Below are 17,917 nucleotides of genomic sequence, written 5' to 3'. Positions count from 1 at the left end.
TTAGATGTTCGGGTCGAAGGTGAAGATGACCAGGGTGCCGAGCAGCACGGTGAAGACCGTGGCGGCGCCCATGAGGCCCTTCAGCCAGAGCCGGGTGGAGTCCTTCTCGGCGTAGTCGTTGATGACCGTCCGCATGCCGTTGGCGCCGTGCAGCATGGCGAGCCAGAGCATCAGGAGGTCCCAGCCCTGCCAGAACGGCGAGGCCCAGCGGCCGGCCACGAAGGCGAAGCCGATCCGGGAGACGCCGCCGTCGAGCACCAGCATGATCAGCAGGTGGCCGAGGATCAGCACCACGAGGACGATGCCGGACAGGCGCATGAAGAGCCAGGCCAGCATCTCGAAGTTGGTGCGGGTGCGGCGCGGGGTCTTCTTGGTCCGCTGCCGGGCCGGCTCGATCACGAACGCGTCGGCCGGGTTGCCGGTGCCGAGGCCCTTGCCGGTGTGCGCCTGGGCGGAGGGGACGACCAGGGCGTCGGAGATTTCCGTGGACATGTCTCAGATCACTTCCCGAACCAGGAGGTCAGCGTGTGCTGAAGGATCGGGTAGAAGGCGCCGGCCATGAGGACGACCCACACCCCCACCACGCTCCAGAGCATCTGCTTCTGGTACTTCGGGCCCTTCGACCAGAAGTCGACGGCGACGACGCGCAGGCCGTTGAGGGCGTGGAACAGGATGGCGGCCACCAGGCCGTACTCCATCAGGTTCACCAGCGGCGTCTTGTACGTCTGAATGACGGTGTCGTAATCCTCGGGCGACACTCGCACCAGTGCGGTGTCCAGGACATGGGCGAACAGGAAGAAGAAGATGAGGACGCCGGTGACTCGATGAGCCACCCAGCTCCACATGCCTTCCCGGCCGCGGTACAGCGTTCCAGCCGGCACGGAAAAACCCTCCGGAAGCGATTGGGGGCTCGGCCGGCTTCGGTGTCGGTCAGCCCGGCCGGGTACGGTCCACCGGCCGCGAGCATCCTATCGACGCCTTCTCGGTAACCGCCTCCGGGGGCCCGAGGTGTGATCAATCAGGCACGACTGGCCTAGTCTGCCGGGAACTCCGCCCTGATTCGGCACGCAGGGTCACCGGCCGGTTGCGCTACGGTGGCCGCCCGCCGTCCGCGCCGACACCCTGCCGAGGCCGCCGTGCCGCTCCGCCCGCCCCGCCCCCTCGCCCCCGCCGCCGTCCTCGTGCTGGCGCTCGCGGCGGGCTGCACCACGGTCGGCGGCTCGGCCGACCGGGCCGGGCCGACGCACGAGCTGTCCGCGGGGGAACTGCGGGCGGCCGCGGTGGCCGACGCCGACCTCGGGCCCGGGTACACGGTGACGGTGATGACCCCGGGCCACGGGGAGACCGGCTCCGGCGGGGCGCGGGAGGTCTCCGACGTGCCGGCCTGCCAGCCGCTGCTGGACGCGGTGACCCCGGCGGCCGCGGCCGCCGGCGCCTCCCCCTCGCGGGGCCCGGAGGGCCCGTACGCGGAGACCGGTCTGAGCGTGGCGCGGGCGGCCGACCCGGAGGGCGGGGTGTACGGCGGGCTGCTGGGCTACCGGCCCGGCCGGGCGGCGCGGCTGCAGTCCGAGCTGGAGAAGCTGTTCGGTCCGTGCGCCTCCTTCTCCTCCACGGCGCCGCCCCCGCCGTCGGACCGGTCGCGGAAGGCGGTGCGGACCAGGCACCGGCTGATCCGGGACGACACGCCCACGCCCGGGGGAGTGGACGCGGCGACCGGGTTCACCCTGACGAATGAATCGGGCTCGGTCGTGCTCTCGCAGCGCGCGGTGGTGGTCCGGGTCGGCCAGGTGCTGGCGGTCTTCACGACCGTCGGCGTCGGCGCGAGGCCGGCCGCCGCGCCGGACGAGCGGATCGTCCGGCAGCAGGCGGCCAAGCTCCGCGCCGCGCAGACGGCGCGGTGAGGCGCGCTGCGGTGGGGCGGGGTGCCGTGGGGCGTGCTGCGGCCCCGGTTCAGCGGGCCGCGGCCCCGGAGTGGGTGGCGACCAGGTGCTCCAGGCGGGTGAGGGCGATCCGCCGCAGCTCGTCGGCCGCGATCAGCCGCTCCTCGTCCGGGTCGTTGGTGAGCCGGGTGCGGATCGATTCGAGGACGGTGTCGAGCATCTCCTCGGGGGCGACGCCCTCCAGGCAGACCACGAAGACGTGCCCGAACCGGGCCTCGTACGCGGCGTGGGCCGCGCGCAGGGCGGTGTGGGCGGCCTGGCTGCCCGGAGCGCGCATGCCGAGGAGCGGCTGCGGCATCCAGCTCTCGTCCGCCAGCGCCTCGGCCAGGTCGGCCGGACGCAGGTCGTAGGAGGCCTCACTGGCGGCGGCCAGCAGGGACTCTATGTCGGGGTAGGGCCGGTGCGCGGTGAGGCGCAGCGCCCAGCGGTGGCTGCCGCAGCAGGCGAGGAGGGCCTCCTCGGCGGCGCCGGCGTCGGCCTCGTTGAAGCGGTGCAACCCGAGGAGGGTCGGCTCGGAGCGTGGATCGAGCCGCTGCGGCGGGATGTCGCTGGCCAGCGGGTCCTCCTCGTGAGGGCGGGAAGGTGCCGGTGGGAAGGGGTGGGGCAGATGAAGTATGGGGCTGCGGCGTGGCGTCCAGCGCCCGCCGGGCAGCGGCTCAACGGTAGTTGAGCGGTCATCAGTTGGGGAGAGCGCGCGCGGAATTCATCCGATCGAGCTATCAAGTTGTGACGTTGACACCTCGCTGTCAGCGCCCTCCCCGCCTTCATCTGCTAATACTCCGCACCCCCGGGCACCTCGGCCCCCTCAGGAGCACCGGGTCCCGGCGGCCGGCAGGGTGCCGTCGACGAGGTACGCCTCCAGCGCGGCGTCGATGCAGCCGTTGCCCTTGCCGAAGGCGCCGTGGCCCTCGCCCACCCGGGTCAGCAGGGTGGCGTTCGCGAAGCCCTTGGTCAGCGCCTCGGCCGAGGCGTACGGGGTGGCCGGGTCCCCGGTGGTGCCGACCACCAGGATCGGAGCGGCGCCCTCCGCGCGGACGGCGTGCGGCTTCTCGGTGGTCTTGAACGGCCAGTAGGCGCACGAGGGCTCGTCGTAGTCCTCGACCGTGACGCCCTTGGAGAGCAGCGGGGCCTCGGCCTGGAGCCGGGCCACCGCCTGCCGGGCGCGCTCGGGGGTCGGCGCCGGGCGGGAGGTGTCGGCGCAGCTGATCGCGCCGTTGGCCTCCTCCATCGGGCTGTAGTGGCCGTCCTCGTCGCGGCCGTTGTACTCGTCGGCGAAGGCCAGCAGGTAGTCGGGCTTGTTCCCCTTCATCGCCCAGCCGAGGGCGATCCGCAGCGCCTTCCAGTAGGTCTTCTCGTCGCCGTAGAGCATCGAGACGGCCCCGGTCCAGCCCAGGTCGCGGTTGAGCCTGCGGCCGTCCTCGGCGGTGAGCGGGTGCTCGTACAGGCCGTCCAGGAAGTCGGCGGCCTTCTTGGCGGCCTGGTCCGGGTCCTTGCCCAGCGGGCAGTCCTCGGGGTGGTTCTCGACGCAGTCCGCGGCGAAGCGCCGGAAGGCCTTCTCGAAGGCGACCTGCTGGTCGATGCCGTGGTCCAGGCGGTCCTGGGCGGGGTCGACGGCGCCGTCGAGGATCAGCCGCCCGGTGTTCTTCGGGAACTCCTCGGCGTAGAGCGCGCCGAGGTAGGTGCCGTAGGAGATGCCGAGGTAGTTGAGCTTCCCGTCGCCGACGGCGGCGCGCAGCACGTCCAGGTCGCGGGCGGTGTTGCGGGTGCCGACGAAGGGCAGCAGCTTGCCGGACCTGGCCTGGCAGGCCGCTGCGTGCTCGGTGGCGGCCTTGACGTGCCGGGCCTTGCGGGCGGCCGGCTCCAGCGGGGTGTCGCGCTGGTTGGACTCCTCGTGCTGCTTGTCGTCGTAGCAGACGACGGGCGAGCTCTCGCCGGTGCCGCGCGGGTCGAAGCCGATCACGTCGAAGCGGTTGTGCAGGACGCCGTCGTACTCCTTGGCGCCGTACTTGACCATCTCGATGCCGGAGCCGCCGGGGCCGCCGGGGTTGACCATCAGCGAGCCGAGCTTCTGGTCCGGCTTGGCGGCCGGCAGCTTGATCAGTGCGAGGTCCAGGGCGTCCGCGGCGGGGTGGGCGTAGTCGAGCGGGACGTGCAGCTTGCCGCAGAGCATCCCGGACGTGTCGATCTTGGCCTTGGCGGCCCTGGGGTCCGCCGGGCAGGCGGCCCAGGAGATCTGCTGGCCGTAGAAGGGCTTGAGCGCGGGGTCGTCCGCGCCGGCCGGCTGCGGCGTCGGGGTCTGGGCCGGGGTCGTCGTCGCGGTCGGGGCGGCCGAGCGGGCGGCGGTGGCCGGGGTGGTCCCGGCGGCCCGGTCCTGGGCGGGCCCGGCGCCGTCGTTGCAGGCCGAGGTGAGGAGCAGGGTGCCGGTCGCCAGTGCGGCCAGCAGCAGCCGCGGGCGGGCGGCCCGAAGAGATGTCATCGCACGTGTGTACCACTGCCGGGTGACGTGTTCGATCTTGGCCCTTCGGTCCGCCCGCCCCGGGGCGGTCAGGCGCGGTGGACCTTGTGGTTGGCGGCCTGGGCGCGCGGGCGGACCACCAGCAGGTCGATGTTGACGTGCGGGGGCCGGGTGACCGTCCAGGCGACGGTGTCCGCGACGTCCTCCGAGGTCAGCGGCTCGGCCACGCCCGCGTAGACGGCGGCCGCCTTCTCCTCGTCGCCGCGGAACCGGGTGACGGCGAAGCCCTCGGACTTCACCATGCCCGGAGCGATCTCGATCACCCGGATCGGCTCCCCGCACAGCTCCAGCCGCAGCGTCGCGGCGATGGTGTGCGCCGCGTGCTTGGCCGCAACGTAGCCGCCGCCGCCCTCGTACGCGGCCAGCGCCGCGGTGGAGGACATCAGCAGCACGGTGCCGTCGCCGCTCGCCCGCAGCGCCGGCAGCAGCGCCTGCGTCATGTGCAGCACGCCGAGGACGTTCACCTGGTACATCGCCAGCCAGTCGGCCGGGTCGCCGCTCTCCACCGTCTCCGCGCCGATCGCCCCGCCGGCGTTGTTGACCAGGACGTCCACCCGGCCGACGCCGGCCGCGAACGCGTCCACCGCGGCCCGGTCGGTCACGTCCAGGGTGTGGGCGCGCCCGCCGATCTCCTTCGCCAGCGCCTCGATCCGGTCGCTCCGCCGGGCGGTCAGCACCACCTCGAAGCCCTCCTCGGCGAGCCGGCGGGCGGTCGCCGCGCCGATTCCGCTGCTGGCACCGGTGACCACGGCCACCTTCTGCTCGGTCATTGCCACTCCCTGGGTCATTCGTGGAAGCACTTCGGTCGCTGACCCGATCATCTCAATGGTGTCGTCCGCGCCCGCGCCCGCCCGCCCCACTACATTGCGGGTACCAGTGCACCGTTCCGCCGACCCCGCGGAGGACACCATGGCAGCCGAGCCGCGCCGCACCGAGTCGGGCTTCCCCGTCGAGCCGCTGTACGGCCCCGAGGCCCTGGCCGGCTGGGACCCCGGGGAGCGCCTGGGCAGGCCCGGGGAGTACCCGTACACCCGCGGCGTCTACCCGACGATGTACACCGGCCGGCCGTGGACCATGCGCCAGTACGCCGGCTTCGGGACCGCCGCCGAGTCCAACGCCCGCTACCGGCAGCTGATCGCCGGCGGCGGCACCGGCCTCTCGGTCGCCTTCGACCTGCCCACCCAGATGGGATACGACTCGGACGCCCCGCTCGCGGCCGGCGAGGTCGGCAAGGTCGGGGTGGCGGTCGACAGCGTCGAGGACATGGGCGTGCTGTTCGACGGCATCCCGCTGGGCGAGGTCTCCACCTCGATGACCATCAACGCCCCGGCCGCCCTGCTGCTGCTCCTGTACCAGCTGGTCGGGGAGGCCCAGGGCGTGCCCGCCGCCCGGCTGACCGGCACCGTCCAGAACGACGTGCTGAAGGAGTACATCGCCCGCGGCACCTACATCTTCCCGCCGAAGCCCTCGCTGCGGCTGGTCGCGGACGTCTTCCGGTACTGCCGGGCCGAGGTCCCGCGCTGGAACACCATCTCGATCTCCGGCTACCACATGGCCGAGGCCGGGGCGGACCCCGCGCAGGAGATCGCCTTCACCCTCGCCAACGGCATCGAGTACGTGCGCACCGCGGTGGCGGCCGGCATGGCGGTGGACGACTTCGCGCCCCGGCTCTCCTTCTTCTTCGTCGCCCGCACCACGCTGCTGGAGGAGGTGGCCAAGTTCCGGGCCGCCCGCCGGATCTGGGCCCGGGTCATGCGCGAGCGGTTCGGCGCGCGGGACCCGAAGTCGCAGATGCTCCGCTTCCACACCCAGACCGCCGGGGTGCAGCTCACCGCGCAGCAGCCCGAGGTCAACCTGGTCCGGGTCTCGGTGCAGGCGCTGGCGGCGGTTCTCGGCGGCACCCAGTCGCTGCACACCAACAGCTTCGACGAGGCGATCGCGCTCCCCACCGAGAAGGCGGCCCGGCTCGCGCTGCGCACCCAGCAGGTGCTCGCCTACGAGACGGACGTCACCGCCACCGTCGACCCGTTCGCCGGCTCGTACGTCGTCGAGTCGCTGACCGACGAGGTGGAGGCCGCCGCGCTCGCGCTGATGGACCGGGTGGAGGACCTCGGCGGCGCGGTGGCGGCGATCGAGGCCGGCCACCAGAAGGCCGAGATCGAGCGCACGGCCTACCGCGTCCAGCAGGAGACCGACGCCGGCGAGCGGACCGTCGTCGGCGTCAACCGCTTCCGGCTGGACGCCGAGGAGCCGTACCAGCCGCTGCGGGTGGACCCGGCGATCGAGGCGCAGCAGGCCGAGCGGCTGGCCCGGCTGCGGGCCGCCCGCGACGTGTCCGCGGTGAACCGCGCGCTGGGCGCCCTGAGCCGTGCCGCCGAGGGGCGGGACAACGTGCTGTACCCGATGAAGGAGGCGCTGGCCGCCAGGGCCACCCTCGGCGAGGTCTGCGACGCGCTGCGCCGGGTGTGGGGGACGCACACCCCCGTCGAGCGCTTCTGAGGGCGCGTCAATCCGCCGAGCGGGTGGGGCCGTGACCGCCGGGGCGGGCGGTCGTTGCACAGTGCAGGCAACACGGGGAAGGCGGCTGAAACGAGATGTCATACCCACCTGCTCGGCCGGTATGCGCCCATCCGGGGACTTCTTTTCGGGAAGTCGGGCCAAATCCCCCCAACAGGCCTACTCTTGTTGAGATGAACCGTCCTGAGTCCGCCCAGCCGGCCGTCACGCTCACCGCTGCCCGCCCCGCCGCCGACCTGCGCGGCCGGATCGCGGCGCTGGAGCCCGAGCTGATCGCCTTCCGCCGCGATCTGCACCGGCACCCGGAGCTGGGGCGCCAGGAGTTCCGCACCACCGGCCTGCTGCGCGACCGGCTGACGGCCGCCGGCCTCGCCCCCCGGGTGCTGCCCGGCGGCACCGGCATGACCGTGGACATCGTGCCCGCGGGCGCCCCGCGCGGCGCCGAGTTCCTCGCCTTCCGCGCCGACATCGACGCACTGCCGATCGACGACGCGAAGACCGAGGTGCCGTACCGCTCGACCGTTCCGGGCCGGGCCCACGCCTGCGGCCACGACGTGCACACCGCGGTGGTGCTGGGCACCGCCCTGGTGCTCGCCGAGGCCGCCCGCGCCGGCGAGCTGCGCCGCCCGGTCCGGCTGGTCTTCCAGCCGGCCGAGGAGGTCATGCCGGGCGGGGCGCTGGACGTGATCAACGCCGGCGGGATGGACGGCGTCGGCCGGATCTTCGCGGTGCACTGCGACCCCAAGGTGGAGGTGGGGCGGATCGGGCTGCGGACCGGGGCGATCACCTCCGCCTGCGACCGGCTGGTGCTGCACCTGGACGGGCCCGGCGGCCACACCGCCCGCCCGCACCTGACCACCGACCTGGTGACCGCGATCGCCCGGATGGCCGCCGACCTGCCGGCCGTGCTGGCCCGCCGGATGGACCCGCGCTGGGGCGTGAGCCTGGTCTGGGGCCGGATCGCCTCCGGCTCCGCCCCCAACGTGATCCCGCAGCACGCGGAGCTGGAGGGCACCGTCCGCTGCCTGGAGCTGGCCGGGTGGCAGGAGGCGCCGGACCAGCTGCACGAGCTGATCGCCAAGCTGGCCGAGACCTACCGGGCGAAGTGGACGCTCGACTACCACCGCGGCGTGCCGCCGGTGGTCAACGAGGCGGTCTCGGTCGGGCTGCTGGACGCGGCCATGACGGCGCGCTTCGGAGGGGACGGCCGCCAGGTGGTGGAGGACACCGAGCAGAGCCTCGGCGGCGAGGACTTCTCCTGGTACCTGGAGCACGCGCCCGGGGCCCTCGCCCGGCTCGGCGTCCGCAGCCCCGGCGACACCTCGGTCCGCGACCTGCACCAGGGCCGGTTCGACGTGGACGAGCGGGCGATCGGGATCGGCGTGGAGCTGTTCGCGTCCCTGGCCCTGGCGCCGGCGGAGTCGTAGCCCGCGGCCGGGAGGGCCGGGGAGGGGCGGAGACGGCGGAAGCCGTGGGGCGGATTGTCGCGATACAGGCTTTATGTCCGGTTACGTAAACTGGGCCGGGCCAGTACCAAGCACTGTTCGCGTACCGGAAAGGAGCGTCGGGTGAGCCGTGAGACCACGGTTTGATAACAACCCGAATGCTCCGGCGGCCCGTAACCCAACCGTGTTCTACGCGCGTTACGGTGGCGTCCGACCACGCTAAACGGGTGCGTGTGAGAAGGAGATATTCCCTTGCGCCGTTCAACTAAGCTCGCCGCGGTCGTGCTCTCGGGTTCCCTGGGCATGGCCTCGCTCGCCGCTTGCGGCGCAAAGAGCAACGACACCACTGCTTCCTCCGGCTCCTCCGAGGGCGGCCTCAAGGTCGGTATGGCCTACGACATCGGCGGCCGTGGCGACCAGTCGTTCAACGACTCCGCCGCCCGTGGCCTCGACAAGGCCAAGGCCGACCTCGGCGTCACCGTCACCGAGGCCGACGCCAAGACCGGCGAGGCCGAGGCCGACAAGGAGACCCGCCTCAAGAACCTGGTCACCGCCGGCTACAGCCCGATCATCGCGGTCGGCTTCGTGTACCAGGCCGCGGTCGAGAAGGTCGCCAAGGAGAACCCGAACACCAAGTTCGCGATCATCGACTCGGCCTCCGACACCCAGCCGAGCAACGTCACCTCGCTGACCTTCTCGGAGCAGGAGGGCTCGTACCTGGCCGGTGTGGCCGCCGCCCTCAAGTCCAAGAACAAGCACATCGGCTTCATCGGTGGTGTGCAGTCCGAGCTGATCAAGAAGTTCGAGGCCGGTTACGCGGCCGGCGCGAAGTCGGTCGACCCGAACATCAAGATCGAGACCACCTACCTGACCACGCCCCCGGACTTCTCCGGCTTCAACTCGCCCGACAAGGGCAAGGAGGCCGCGCAGGGCCAGCTGGACAAGGGTGCGGACGTCATCTACTCCGCGGCCGGCTCCTCCGGTAACGGCGCCATCGAGGCCGTCTCCAACAAGCCGGGCTCCCTGGCCATCGGCGTCGACTCCGACCAGGCCGCCCAGCCGGCCCTGGCGAAGTACAAGAACGTCATCATGACCTCCATGGTCAAGAACGTCGACAAGGCCGTCTACGCCTACATCGACTCGGCGAAGAAGGGCTCCGTCTTCACCGGCGTGAAGAACTTCGACCTGAAGGCCGACGGTGTCTCGCTCGCCACCACCGGCGGCAAGATCGACGACATCCAGGGCAAGCTCAACGACGCCGCCACGGCGATCAAGAGCGGCGCCACCACCGTCCCGACCGCTCCGTAAGGCGCGCCCGGACGTCGCTGCCGCTGCCACCTGTCCGGCAGCGCCATGATTGACGCAGCATCAGGGAGGGGCCCGGAAGGGTGCGCTCAGTGCGTACCCCCGGGCCCCGTCCTTTCTCTTTTGGCCCTCCAGCGCAACGTCGCGCCTCCAGACCACCAGGAGATCGCCATCACCGCATCCGATCCCGCCCTGAACCAGGGCGGTACCCCCAGCGCGGGGACGGCGACACCGGCCGTCGAACTGCGCGGCATCACCAAGCGCTTCCCCGGTGTCGTGGCCAACCACGACATCAACCTGACCGTCCGTACCGGTACGGTGCACGCCCTCATGGGCGAGAACGGCGCCGGCAAGTCGACGCTGATGAAGATCCTCTACGGCATGCAGAAGCCGGACGAGGGCACCATCGCGATCAACGGCGAGCAGTGCGAGTTCAACACCCCGGGTGACGCCATCGCGCGCGGCATCGGCATGGTGCACCAGCACTTCATGCTGGCCGACAACCTGACCGTCTGGGAGAACGTCGTCCTCGGCGGCGAGCACATGCACGGCATCGGGGCCAAGGCCAAGGCGAAGATCAAGGAGATCTCCGACCAGTACGGCCTGGGCGTCCGCCCGGACGCCCTGGTCGAGGACCTGGGCGTGGCCGACCGCCAGCGCGTCGAGATCCTCAAGGTGCTCTACCGCGGCGCCCGGATCCTGATCCTCGACGAGCCGACCGCCGTGCTCGTCCCGCAGGAGGTCGACGCACTCTTCGACAACCTGCGCGACCTCAAGGCCGAGGGCGTCACCGTCATCTTCATCTCGCACAAGCTGCACGAGGTGCTGTCGGTGGCCGACGCGATCAGCGTCATCCGGCGCGGCACCACCGTCGGCGACGCCGACCCGAAGCGCGTCACCGCGCGCCAGCTCGCCGAGCTGATGGTCGGCGCCGAGCTCCCCTCCCCGGAGAGCCGCGAGTCCACCGTCACCACCACCGAGATGCTCGACGTCCAGGGCCTGCGGATCGCCAAGACCGACGCCGAGGGCATCGAGCGCGTGGTGCTGGACGACATCTCGCTGCGCATCCACAAGGGCGAGGTCCTGGGGATCGCCGGTGTCGAGGGCAACGGCCAGGCCGAGCTGGTCGAGGCGATCATGGGCATGCTCCCGCTGGACGCCGGTACCGTCACGCTGGACGGCAAGGACCTGTCCGGCACGCTGACCCGCGCCCGCCGCGAGGCCGGCATCGGCTACATCCCCGAGGACCGCCACCGGCACGGCCTGCTGCTGGAGGCCCCGCTCTGGGAGAACCGGATCCTCGGCCACGTCACCGAGACCCCGAACTCCAGGGGCGTGCTGCTCGACCCGGCCGGCGCCCGCAAGGACACCCAGCGGATCGTCGAGGAGTACGACGTCCGCACCCCCGGCATCGAGGTCACCGCGGCCTCCCTCTCCGGCGGCAACCAGCAGAAGCTGATCATCGGCCGCGAGATGAGCCACGAACCCAAGCTGCTGATCGCGGCCCACCCCACCCGTGGTGTGGACGTCGGCGCGCAGGCGCAGATCTGGGAGCACATCCGGCGCGCCCAGCGGGACGGCCTCGCCGTCCTGCTGATCTCCGCCGACCTCGACGAGCTGATCGGCCTCTCCGACACCATCCGGGTGATCTACCGCGGCCGCCTGGTCGCCGACGCCGACCCGGCCACCGTGACCGCCGAGGACCTCGGCACCGCGATGACCGGTGCGGCCCGCGGCCACATCGAGTCGGAGCCGGAGGCCGTCGAGGAGTTCCACACGACGCTGGCCGAGGGCACCGAAGCGTCCGACACCCCCACCGACACCGCCGACGACCCGCAGGCGGGGGAGTAGCCACATGACCAGTCCCACCCCCGCCGCCAAGCGCACGCTGGCGAAGCGGTTCGACGGCGAGAAGATCGTGCTCGCCCTCGCAGCGCCGGTGCTCGCCGTGCTGCTCTCCGTCGCGATCTGTTCGGTGCTCCTGGCGACCTCGGGCAAGAACCCGTTCGACGCCTGGAACGTGATGATCACGTACGCCACCAAGTCGGACGGCCAGGTGGCCATCCTCAACCGGTCCACCACGTACTACCTGGCCGCCGCGGCCGCCGCCTTCGGGTTCCGGATGAACCTGTTCAACATCGGCGTCGAGGGCCAGTACAAGGTCGCGGCGCTGTTCGCGGCCTACATCGGCAGCCAGATCGACCTGCCGTCGTTCATCCAGATCCCGCTGCTGCTGATCACCGCCATGCTGGTCGGTGGCCTCTACGCCAGCATCGCCGGTCTGCTGAAGGTCTTCCGCGGCGTCAGCGAGGTCATCTCGACCATCATGCTGAACGCCATCGCGGTCGCCATCGTGGGTCTGCTGCTCGTCCCCGGCATCTTCGCGCCGGAGAAGGGCACCACCAGCAACTCCATCCAGACCAGCCCGGTCTCGGAGTCCAGCCACTTCTTCTCGATCAACACCGACGGCGGCCCGCTCTACGGCTTCCTGTTCATCGCGATCCTGGTCGGCGTGGCCTTCCAGTTCACCCTGACCCGCACCCGCTTCGGCTTCGACCTGCGCGCCACCGGCCGCTCGGAGACCGCGGCCACCGCGTCCGGCGTGAACGTCAAGCGCATGGTCGTGATCTCGATGCTGGTCTCGGGCGCGCTGGCCGGTCTGATCGGTCTGCCCGAGCTGCTGCAGAACTCGTACAACTTCGGCCAGAGCTTCCAGGGCGGTCTCGGCTTCCTCGGAATCTCGGTCGCCCTGCTGGGCCGCAACAGCCCGATCGGCATGGCCTTCGCGGCGCTGCTCTTCGCGTTCCTGGACGCCACCGGCTCGCAGCTGCCGCTGCCCCAGAACGGCGGCTTCCCGTTCGAGATCGTCCCGGTCATGCAGGGCACCATCGTCATCTGCGTCGTCGTCGCCTACGAGCTGGTGCGTCGCTACGGCCTCAAGCGCCAGCAGCAGAAGGTCGGCGCCGAGCTCGCCGCCCAGGCCGCCGCCAACGAGAAGAAGGAGGTGTCGGCATGAGCACCGCCACCGCTGCCCGTGCGAAGGCGCCGGGCGCTCCCGCCAAGAAGCGCAAGATGTCCTGGCCGGTGGTGCTGCTGCTGATCGCCGGCGCCCTGGTCCTGTTCTCCGCCGTCGGCATGATCACCGACAACCACTCGCTGACCTCCTCCGGTCAGGTCACCGCCGCGCTCAGCGCCGCCGTGCCGATCGGCATGGCCGGTCTGGGCGGTCTCTGGTCCGAGCGGGCCGGTGTGGTCAACATCGGCCTCGAAGGCATGATGGTCGCCGGCACCTTCTGCGGCGCTTGGGGCGGCTACCTGGTCAGCCCCTGGTTCGGCCTGGTCGCCGGCATGCTCGGCGGTGCGCTCGGCGGTCTGCTGCACGCGATCATCACGGTGACCTTCGGCGTCGACCACATCGTCTCCGGCGTCGGCGTCAACCTGCTGATCCCCGGCATCTGCGCGTACGTCAACCGGATCTACTACAAGGACTACATCTCCGTCGGGGCCGGTGCGAACCAGTCCCCGCCGGCCGATCCGCTGCCGTACATGACCATCCCCGGCCTCTCCTCCGGCCTGAAGGACATCGAGGCCCACCACTGGTTCCTGGTCTCCGACGTCGCCGGCGTGCTCGGCGGCCTGGTCACCAACATCTCGGTGGTCGTGCTGCTGGCCGGCGCGCTGATCGTGGCGAGCTACTTCGCGCTCTGGCGCACCGTGTTCGGCCTGCGTCTGCGCTCCTGCGGTGAGAACCCGACCGCGGCCGAGTCGCTGGGCGTCAACGTCTACAAGTACAAGTACTACGCGGTCGTCGCCTCCGGTGCCTTCGCCGGCCTCGGCGGTGCGTACCTCTCGCTGGTCGCGGCGCACTTCTACAAGGACGGCCAGACCAACGGCCGAGGCTTCATCGGCCTCGCGGCGATGATCTTCGGCAACTGGATGCCCGGCGGCCTCGCCATGGGCGCCGGCCTGTTCGGCTTCACCGACAGCCTCCAGCTGCGCGACCCGGAGTCGGTGCACGTGCTGATCCTGGTGGTCGCCATCGCGATGGCGCTGCTGGCGCTCTGGAACGTGTACCGCCGGAAGCTGACCTCCGCGGCGATCACCCTCGTGGTCTCCGGCGGCCTGTTCGCCTGGTACTTCACCACCGAGCAGGTCCAGCGTCCGCTGATCGTGGCCACGCCGTACGTGATCACCCTGGTGGTGCTCTCGCTGGCGTCGCAGCGCCTGCGCCCGCCGAAGGCCGACGGTCAGATCTACCGCAAGGGCCAGGGCAAGTGACGTCCGGAACGGCCCCGGAGGTCGACTGGGAGCGGCTGCGCGCCGCGGCGCGCGAGGCGATGAGCCACGCCTACGCCCCGTACAGCAAGTTCCCGGTCGGCGCCGCGGCGCTGGTGGACGACGGCCGCGTGGTCACCGGCTGCAACGTGGAGAACGCCTCGTACGGGCTCGGCCTCTGCGCCGAGTGCGGCCTGGTCTCCGCGCTGCACTCCGGCGGTGGCGGCCGGCTGACCGCGTTCACCTGTGTGGACGGGGACGGCCAACTGCTCATGCCGTGCGGCCGCTGCCGCCAGCTGCTGTACGAGCACGGCGGGCCGGAACTGCTGGTCGAGCTGCCCTCCGGGGTGAAGCCGATGAGCGAGGTTCTCCCCGACGCGTTCGGGCCGGAGCGGCTCTAGTCTGTCTCTCTGTTACGCGCGTAGAGTGTCGCGAGTAGGTCGAAACCCGGCCAGCTCGCGACACTCTTCGCTTTTGAACCCCTCTTGGAGCAAGCCATGGACGCCATCTCCGTCATCAGGACCAAGCGCGACCGCGGAGAGCTGAGCGACGCTCAGATCGACTGGGTCATCGACGCCTACACCCGCGGCGAGGTCGCCGACGAGCAGATGTCCGCGCTGGCCATGGCGATCCTGCTGAACGGCATGCAGCCGCGCGAGATCAGCCGCTGGACCGACGCGATGATCCGCTCCGGCGTCCGGATGGACTTCTCCTCGCTGCCGCTGCCCACCAGCGACAAGCACTCCACCGGCGGCGTGGGCGACAAGATCACCCTGCCGCTCGCCCCGCTGGTCGCCGCCTGCGGCGCCGCCGTCCCGCAGCTCTCCGGCCGCGGCCTCGGCCACACCGGCGGCACCCTCGACAAGCTGGAGTCCATCCCCGGCTGGCGCGCGCTGCTCTCCAACGAGGAGATGATGGACGTCCTGCGCTCCAGCGGCGCCGTCATCTGCGCCGCCGGCGACGGCCTGGCCCCCGCCGACAAGAAGCTCTACGCGCTGCGCGACGTCACCGGCACCGTCGAGGCGATCCCGCTGATCGCCTCCTCGATCATGTCCAAGAAGATCGCCGAGGGCACGGGCGCGCTCGTCCTCGACGTGAAGGTCGGCTCCGGCGCCTTCATGAAGAACCTGGACGACGCCCGCGAGCTGGCCCGCACCATGGTCGGCCTCGGCACCACGGCCGGCGTCAACACCGTCGCCCTGCTCACCGACATGTCGACCCCGCTCGGCCTCACCGCGGGCAACGCGCTGGAGGTCCGCGAGTCGGTCGAGGTGCTGGCCGGCGGCGGCCCGGCGGACGTCGTCGAGCTGACCCTCGCGCTGGCCCGCGAGATGCTCGCCGCGGCCGGCGTGCACGGCAAGGACCCGGCCGACGCGCTGCGCGACGGCTCCGCGATGGACCACTGGCGCCGGATGATCGCCGCCCAGGGCGGCGACGTGGACGCCGCGCTGCCGGTCGCCCGCGAGCAGCACGTCATCCCGGCCCCGGCCTCCGGCGTGCTCACCAAGCTGGACGCCTACGCGGTGGGCGTCTGCGCCTGGCGCCTCGGCGCCGGCCGCGCCCGCAAGGAGGACCCGGTGCAGGCCGGCGCCGGCGTCGAGATGCACGCCAAGCCGGGCGACACCGTGATGGCCGGCCAGCCGCTGCTGACCCTGCACACCGACACCCCGGAGCGCTTCGAGTACGCGATCGAGGCCCTCGCCGGCGGCATCGAGGTCTCCCCGGCCGGCACCGCGTTCACCCCGAACCCGATCGTGCTGGACCGCATCGCCTGAGCGTAGTGAGGCCTGCTCACGTACGCCTGCTCAGGCGTACGTGAGCAGACCACTGGTGTCGAGGCTCCAGGGACCGACGGCGATCCTGTCGCCGAACACGAACTTCTCGCGGGAGCCGTAGCCGGGCTCCGAGTGCACGATGCCGGTGCCGGTGCGGGGGTCGACGAGCAGGTAGAACGGGATGCCCATGGCCGCGTAGTCGCGGACCTTGTCCTGGTAGTCGTTCTCGGGGTTCGACTTGGAGACGATCTCCACGGCGAGCAGTACCTCGTGCGGGAGCACCGCCCGCTGCTCGCCCTCCAAGGTTGCCTCGGGGAAGACCATCAGATCCGGGTTCCGCAGCCTGCCGAGCCCGGCATCCTCCAGATCCGCACCGTGGTAGGCGATGTGGCCGGGGTGAGTGGTCGGCAACTGTGCGTTGAGCTGCCGGGCGATGCGCAGCACCGCGAGCTCGTGCCGCTTCACCGGCGACATCATCATGATGATCTCGCCGTCGGCGATCTCGACCTTCCCTATCCCGGGGATCTGTGGCAGCTGATCGGCGATATCGCGCAACCGGGCGTACACAGCAGGATCGACGCTCATGATTCGGAGTGTATCGACGTCCGCCGACGGCCGGGCGGCTCTCGCCCCGCCGCGGTGAGGGCGAGCTTCAGGAAGTCCTCGGGGGCCTCGCGGGTCAGGTCGTGGCCGACCGGGAGGATGCTGCGGCGGATACCTGACGCGGAGCGTCAGGTATCCGCCGGGCGGTCACGACTTCGGCAGGTCGGCGCCGTTGTGACTTCTGCAGGCCGGTTCAGCGCACCGCGGGCACGGCCCGCCGTGCGGTGTGGGCCCGGCGGGTCGCGTACAGGGTGACCGCGGCGGCCACGGTCATCGCGGTGAGGCCGACGGCGGCCGCGCCGGACCAGCCGGTGGAGTGGTAGGCGTCGGCGCCGATCGTGCCGCCGAGGCTGTTCCCCAGGTAGTAGGCGATCAGGTACAGCGCGGAGGCCTGGGCGCGGCCCTCGGTGGCGGTGCGGCCGACGGCCGAGGAGGCGGTGGCGTGGCCGGCGAAGAAGCCGGCGGTGATCAGCACCAGGCCGAGCAGGGCGCAGACCAGCGAGTCGGTGAGCGAGAGCAGCAGTCCGGCGGCGGTCACGCCGATCGCCACGTAGAGCGCGCCGCGCCGGCCGAGGCGGCCGGAGAGGCGTCCGGCGGCGGCCGAGGTGCCGGTGCCGACCAGGTAGACGACGAAGATCGAGGCGGCCACCGACTCCGGCAGCTGGAACGGCGCGGCGATCAGCCGGTAGCCGACGGTGTTGTACACCGCGCCGAAGACGGCCATGAAGAGCAGCCCGAGCGCGTAGAGCCGGACCAGCAGCGGGTTGCGCAGGTGCCGGCCGACCGTGCGGGCCAGGGCGCGGGCGTCTACCGGGGCCGGCGTGAAGTGCCGGGCGGCCGGGATCAGCAGCCGGAAGGCGAGCACCGCGAGCAGGGCCAGGGCGGCCGAGGCGGCCAGGCCCCAGCGCCAGCCGAATCCGGCGGCGACCCAGCCGGAGAGCAGTCGGCCGCCCATGCCGCCGATGCTGTTGCCCGCCACGTACAGACCCATCGCGGAGGCCAGCGCGGACGGGTGGACCTCCTCGGCGAGGTAGGCCATCGCGGTGGCCGGCAGCCCGGCGAGCGCGGCGCCCTGGAGGGCGCGCAGCACGACCAGGGTGGTGAGGTCCGGGGCGAACGGCAGTGCCAGCGCGAGCACCGAGGCGGCCAGTACGGAGGCGGTCATCACCGCGGTCCGGCCGTACCGGTCGGAGAGCGCGCTGGCCGGGAGCAGGGCGAGCGCGAGGCCGAGGGTGGCGGCGGAGGCCGTCCAGCTGGCCTGGCCCGGGGTGAGATCGAGGTCGGCCGAGAGGATCGGCAGCAGGCCCTGGGTGGAGTAGAGGAGGACGAAGGTCGCGATGCCCGCGGCGAAGAGCGCGAGGTTGGCGCGGCGGAAGGCGCGCTGCCCGGGGCGGAGCCGGTCGTCGGCGGTGCTGGTGCCCGGCAGCGGCCGGGTGCGGCGCACCGGCTGCGTGCGCGGGGAGGGCTCGGTCTGCGGGGACGGCTGGGTGAGGGCATCCGGGGTGGCCACGGATGCCCCGGTACTTGAGGGCTGCATGGCTC

16 protein-coding genes are annotated in these 17,917 nt (G+C 71.8%); 9 read left to right on the top strand and 7 right to left on the bottom strand.

The window, feature by feature from the left end; translation table 11 throughout:
- Window positions 1–492, bottom strand: a complete 492-nt coding sequence (locus RMN57_RS16345) for a succinate dehydrogenase hydrophobic membrane anchor subunit (protein WP_238862919.1) — start codon at window positions 490–492, stop codon at window positions 1–3.
- Between the two features lie 8 nt (window positions 493–500).
- Complete coding sequence (sdhC, locus tag RMN57_RS16340) at window positions 501–881, bottom strand: succinate dehydrogenase, cytochrome b556 subunit (protein ID WP_238862918.1); 381 nt, start codon at window positions 879–881, stop codon at window positions 501–503.
- Between the two features lie 255 nt (window positions 882–1,136).
- On the opposite strand from sdhC, the gene RMN57_RS16335 reads away from it, so the two are divergent.
- Window positions 1,137–1,901, top strand: a complete 765-nt coding sequence (locus tag RMN57_RS16335; protein WP_313764120.1) for a hypothetical protein — start codon at window positions 1,137–1,139, stop codon at window positions 1,899–1,901.
- A 49-nt stretch (window positions 1,902–1,950) separates the two neighbouring features.
- Here RMN57_RS16335 and RMN57_RS16330 read toward each other — a convergent pair whose 3' ends face one another.
- From RMN57_RS16330 to RMN57_RS16320, 3 genes are all read right to left on the bottom strand, one after another.
- Entirely contained in the window at window positions 1,951–2,436 is a 486-nt protein-coding gene (locus tag RMN57_RS16330) for a 2-oxo-4-hydroxy-4-carboxy-5-ureidoimidazoline decarboxylase (RefSeq protein WP_313764119.1), read from the bottom strand.
- Between the two features lie 309 nt (window positions 2,437–2,745).
- Window positions 2,746–4,416 (bottom strand): alpha/beta hydrolase, encoded by a 1,671-nt coding sequence (locus RMN57_RS16325; protein WP_313764118.1) that lies wholly within the window; start codon window positions 4,414–4,416, stop codon window positions 2,746–2,748.
- Window positions 4,417–4,484: 68 nt separating this feature from the next.
- Complete coding sequence (locus RMN57_RS16320; RefSeq protein WP_313764117.1) at window positions 4,485–5,225, bottom strand: SDR family oxidoreductase; 741 nt, start codon at window positions 5,223–5,225, stop codon at window positions 4,485–4,487.
- A 139-nt stretch (window positions 5,226–5,364) separates the two neighbouring features.
- Here RMN57_RS16320 and RMN57_RS16315 point away from each other — a divergent pair, with 139 nt between their 5' ends.
- The 8 genes from RMN57_RS16315 to RMN57_RS16280 all read left to right on the top strand — a co-directional run bounded on the left by RMN57_RS16315 (window position 5,365) and on the right by RMN57_RS16280 (window position 15,772).
- The gene (locus RMN57_RS16315; protein WP_313764116.1) at window positions 5,365–6,954 is read left to right on the top strand and encodes a methylmalonyl-CoA mutase family protein; all 1,590 of its coding nucleotides are present in this window, start codon (window positions 5,365–5,367) and stop codon (window positions 6,952–6,954) included.
- 191 nt (window positions 6,955–7,145) lie between these two features.
- The gene (locus tag RMN57_RS16310; RefSeq protein WP_313764115.1) at window positions 7,146–8,399 is read left to right on the top strand and encodes an amidohydrolase; all 1,254 of its coding nucleotides are present in this window, start codon (window positions 7,146–7,148) and stop codon (window positions 8,397–8,399) included.
- Between the two features lie 270 nt (window positions 8,400–8,669).
- A complete protein-coding gene (locus RMN57_RS16305; RefSeq protein ID WP_313764114.1) occupies window positions 8,670–9,725 on the top strand; it encodes a BMP family ABC transporter substrate-binding protein in 1,056 nt (351 codons plus the stop codon).
- 327 nt (window positions 9,726–10,052) lie between these two features.
- Entirely contained in the window at window positions 10,053–11,573 is a 1,521-nt protein-coding gene (locus RMN57_RS16300; RefSeq protein WP_380235871.1) for an ABC transporter ATP-binding protein, read from the top strand.
- Between the two features lie 4 nt (window positions 11,574–11,577).
- Complete coding sequence (locus RMN57_RS16295; RefSeq protein ID WP_313764113.1) at window positions 11,578–12,738, top strand: ABC transporter permease; 1,161 nt, start codon at window positions 11,578–11,580, stop codon at window positions 12,736–12,738.
- Window positions 12,735–14,000, top strand: coding sequence for an ABC transporter permease (locus RMN57_RS16290; protein ID WP_313764112.1), 1,266 nt, complete (start codon window positions 12,735–12,737; stop codon window positions 13,998–14,000). Before RMN57_RS16295 ends, RMN57_RS16290 begins: the two co-directional genes overlap by 4 nt.
- Window positions 13,997–14,398, top strand: a complete 402-nt coding sequence (locus RMN57_RS16285; protein WP_313764111.1) for a cytidine deaminase — start codon at window positions 13,997–13,999, stop codon at window positions 14,396–14,398. The genes RMN57_RS16290 and RMN57_RS16285 overlap by 4 nt, the downstream gene beginning before the upstream one ends.
- 96 nt (window positions 14,399–14,494) lie before the next feature.
- Window positions 14,495–15,772 carry a thymidine phosphorylase gene (locus RMN57_RS16280; protein WP_313764110.1) on the top strand — a complete coding sequence of 426 codons (1,278 nt, stop codon included), beginning with the start codon at window positions 14,495–14,497 and terminating at the stop codon, window positions 15,770–15,772.
- A gap of 30 nt (window positions 15,773–15,802) precedes the next feature.
- Here the strand turns inward: RMN57_RS16280 and RMN57_RS16275 are convergent, their stop codons facing one another.
- Together RMN57_RS16275 and RMN57_RS16270 are read right to left on the bottom strand one after the other, a co-directional pair.
- Window positions 15,803–16,357 (bottom strand): Uma2 family endonuclease, encoded by a 555-nt coding sequence (locus RMN57_RS16275; RefSeq protein ID WP_313764109.1) that lies wholly within the window; start codon window positions 16,355–16,357, stop codon window positions 15,803–15,805.
- Between the two features lie 211 nt (window positions 16,358–16,568).
- Entirely contained in the window at window positions 16,569–17,912 is a 1,344-nt protein-coding gene (locus RMN57_RS16270; protein WP_313764108.1) for an MFS transporter, read from the bottom strand.
- Window positions 17,913–17,917: the final 5 nt, after the last annotated feature.

Origin of the sequence: Kitasatospora sp. CM 4170 (genome assembly GCF_032110285.1) — a bacterium.
Classification (GTDB): Bacteria; Actinomycetota; Actinomycetes; order Streptomycetales; family Streptomycetaceae; genus Kitasatospora; species Kitasatospora aburaviensis.
The sequence above is the reverse complement of the archived record's forward strand: the minus strand, read 5'-3'. Positions and strand labels throughout refer to the sequence as shown.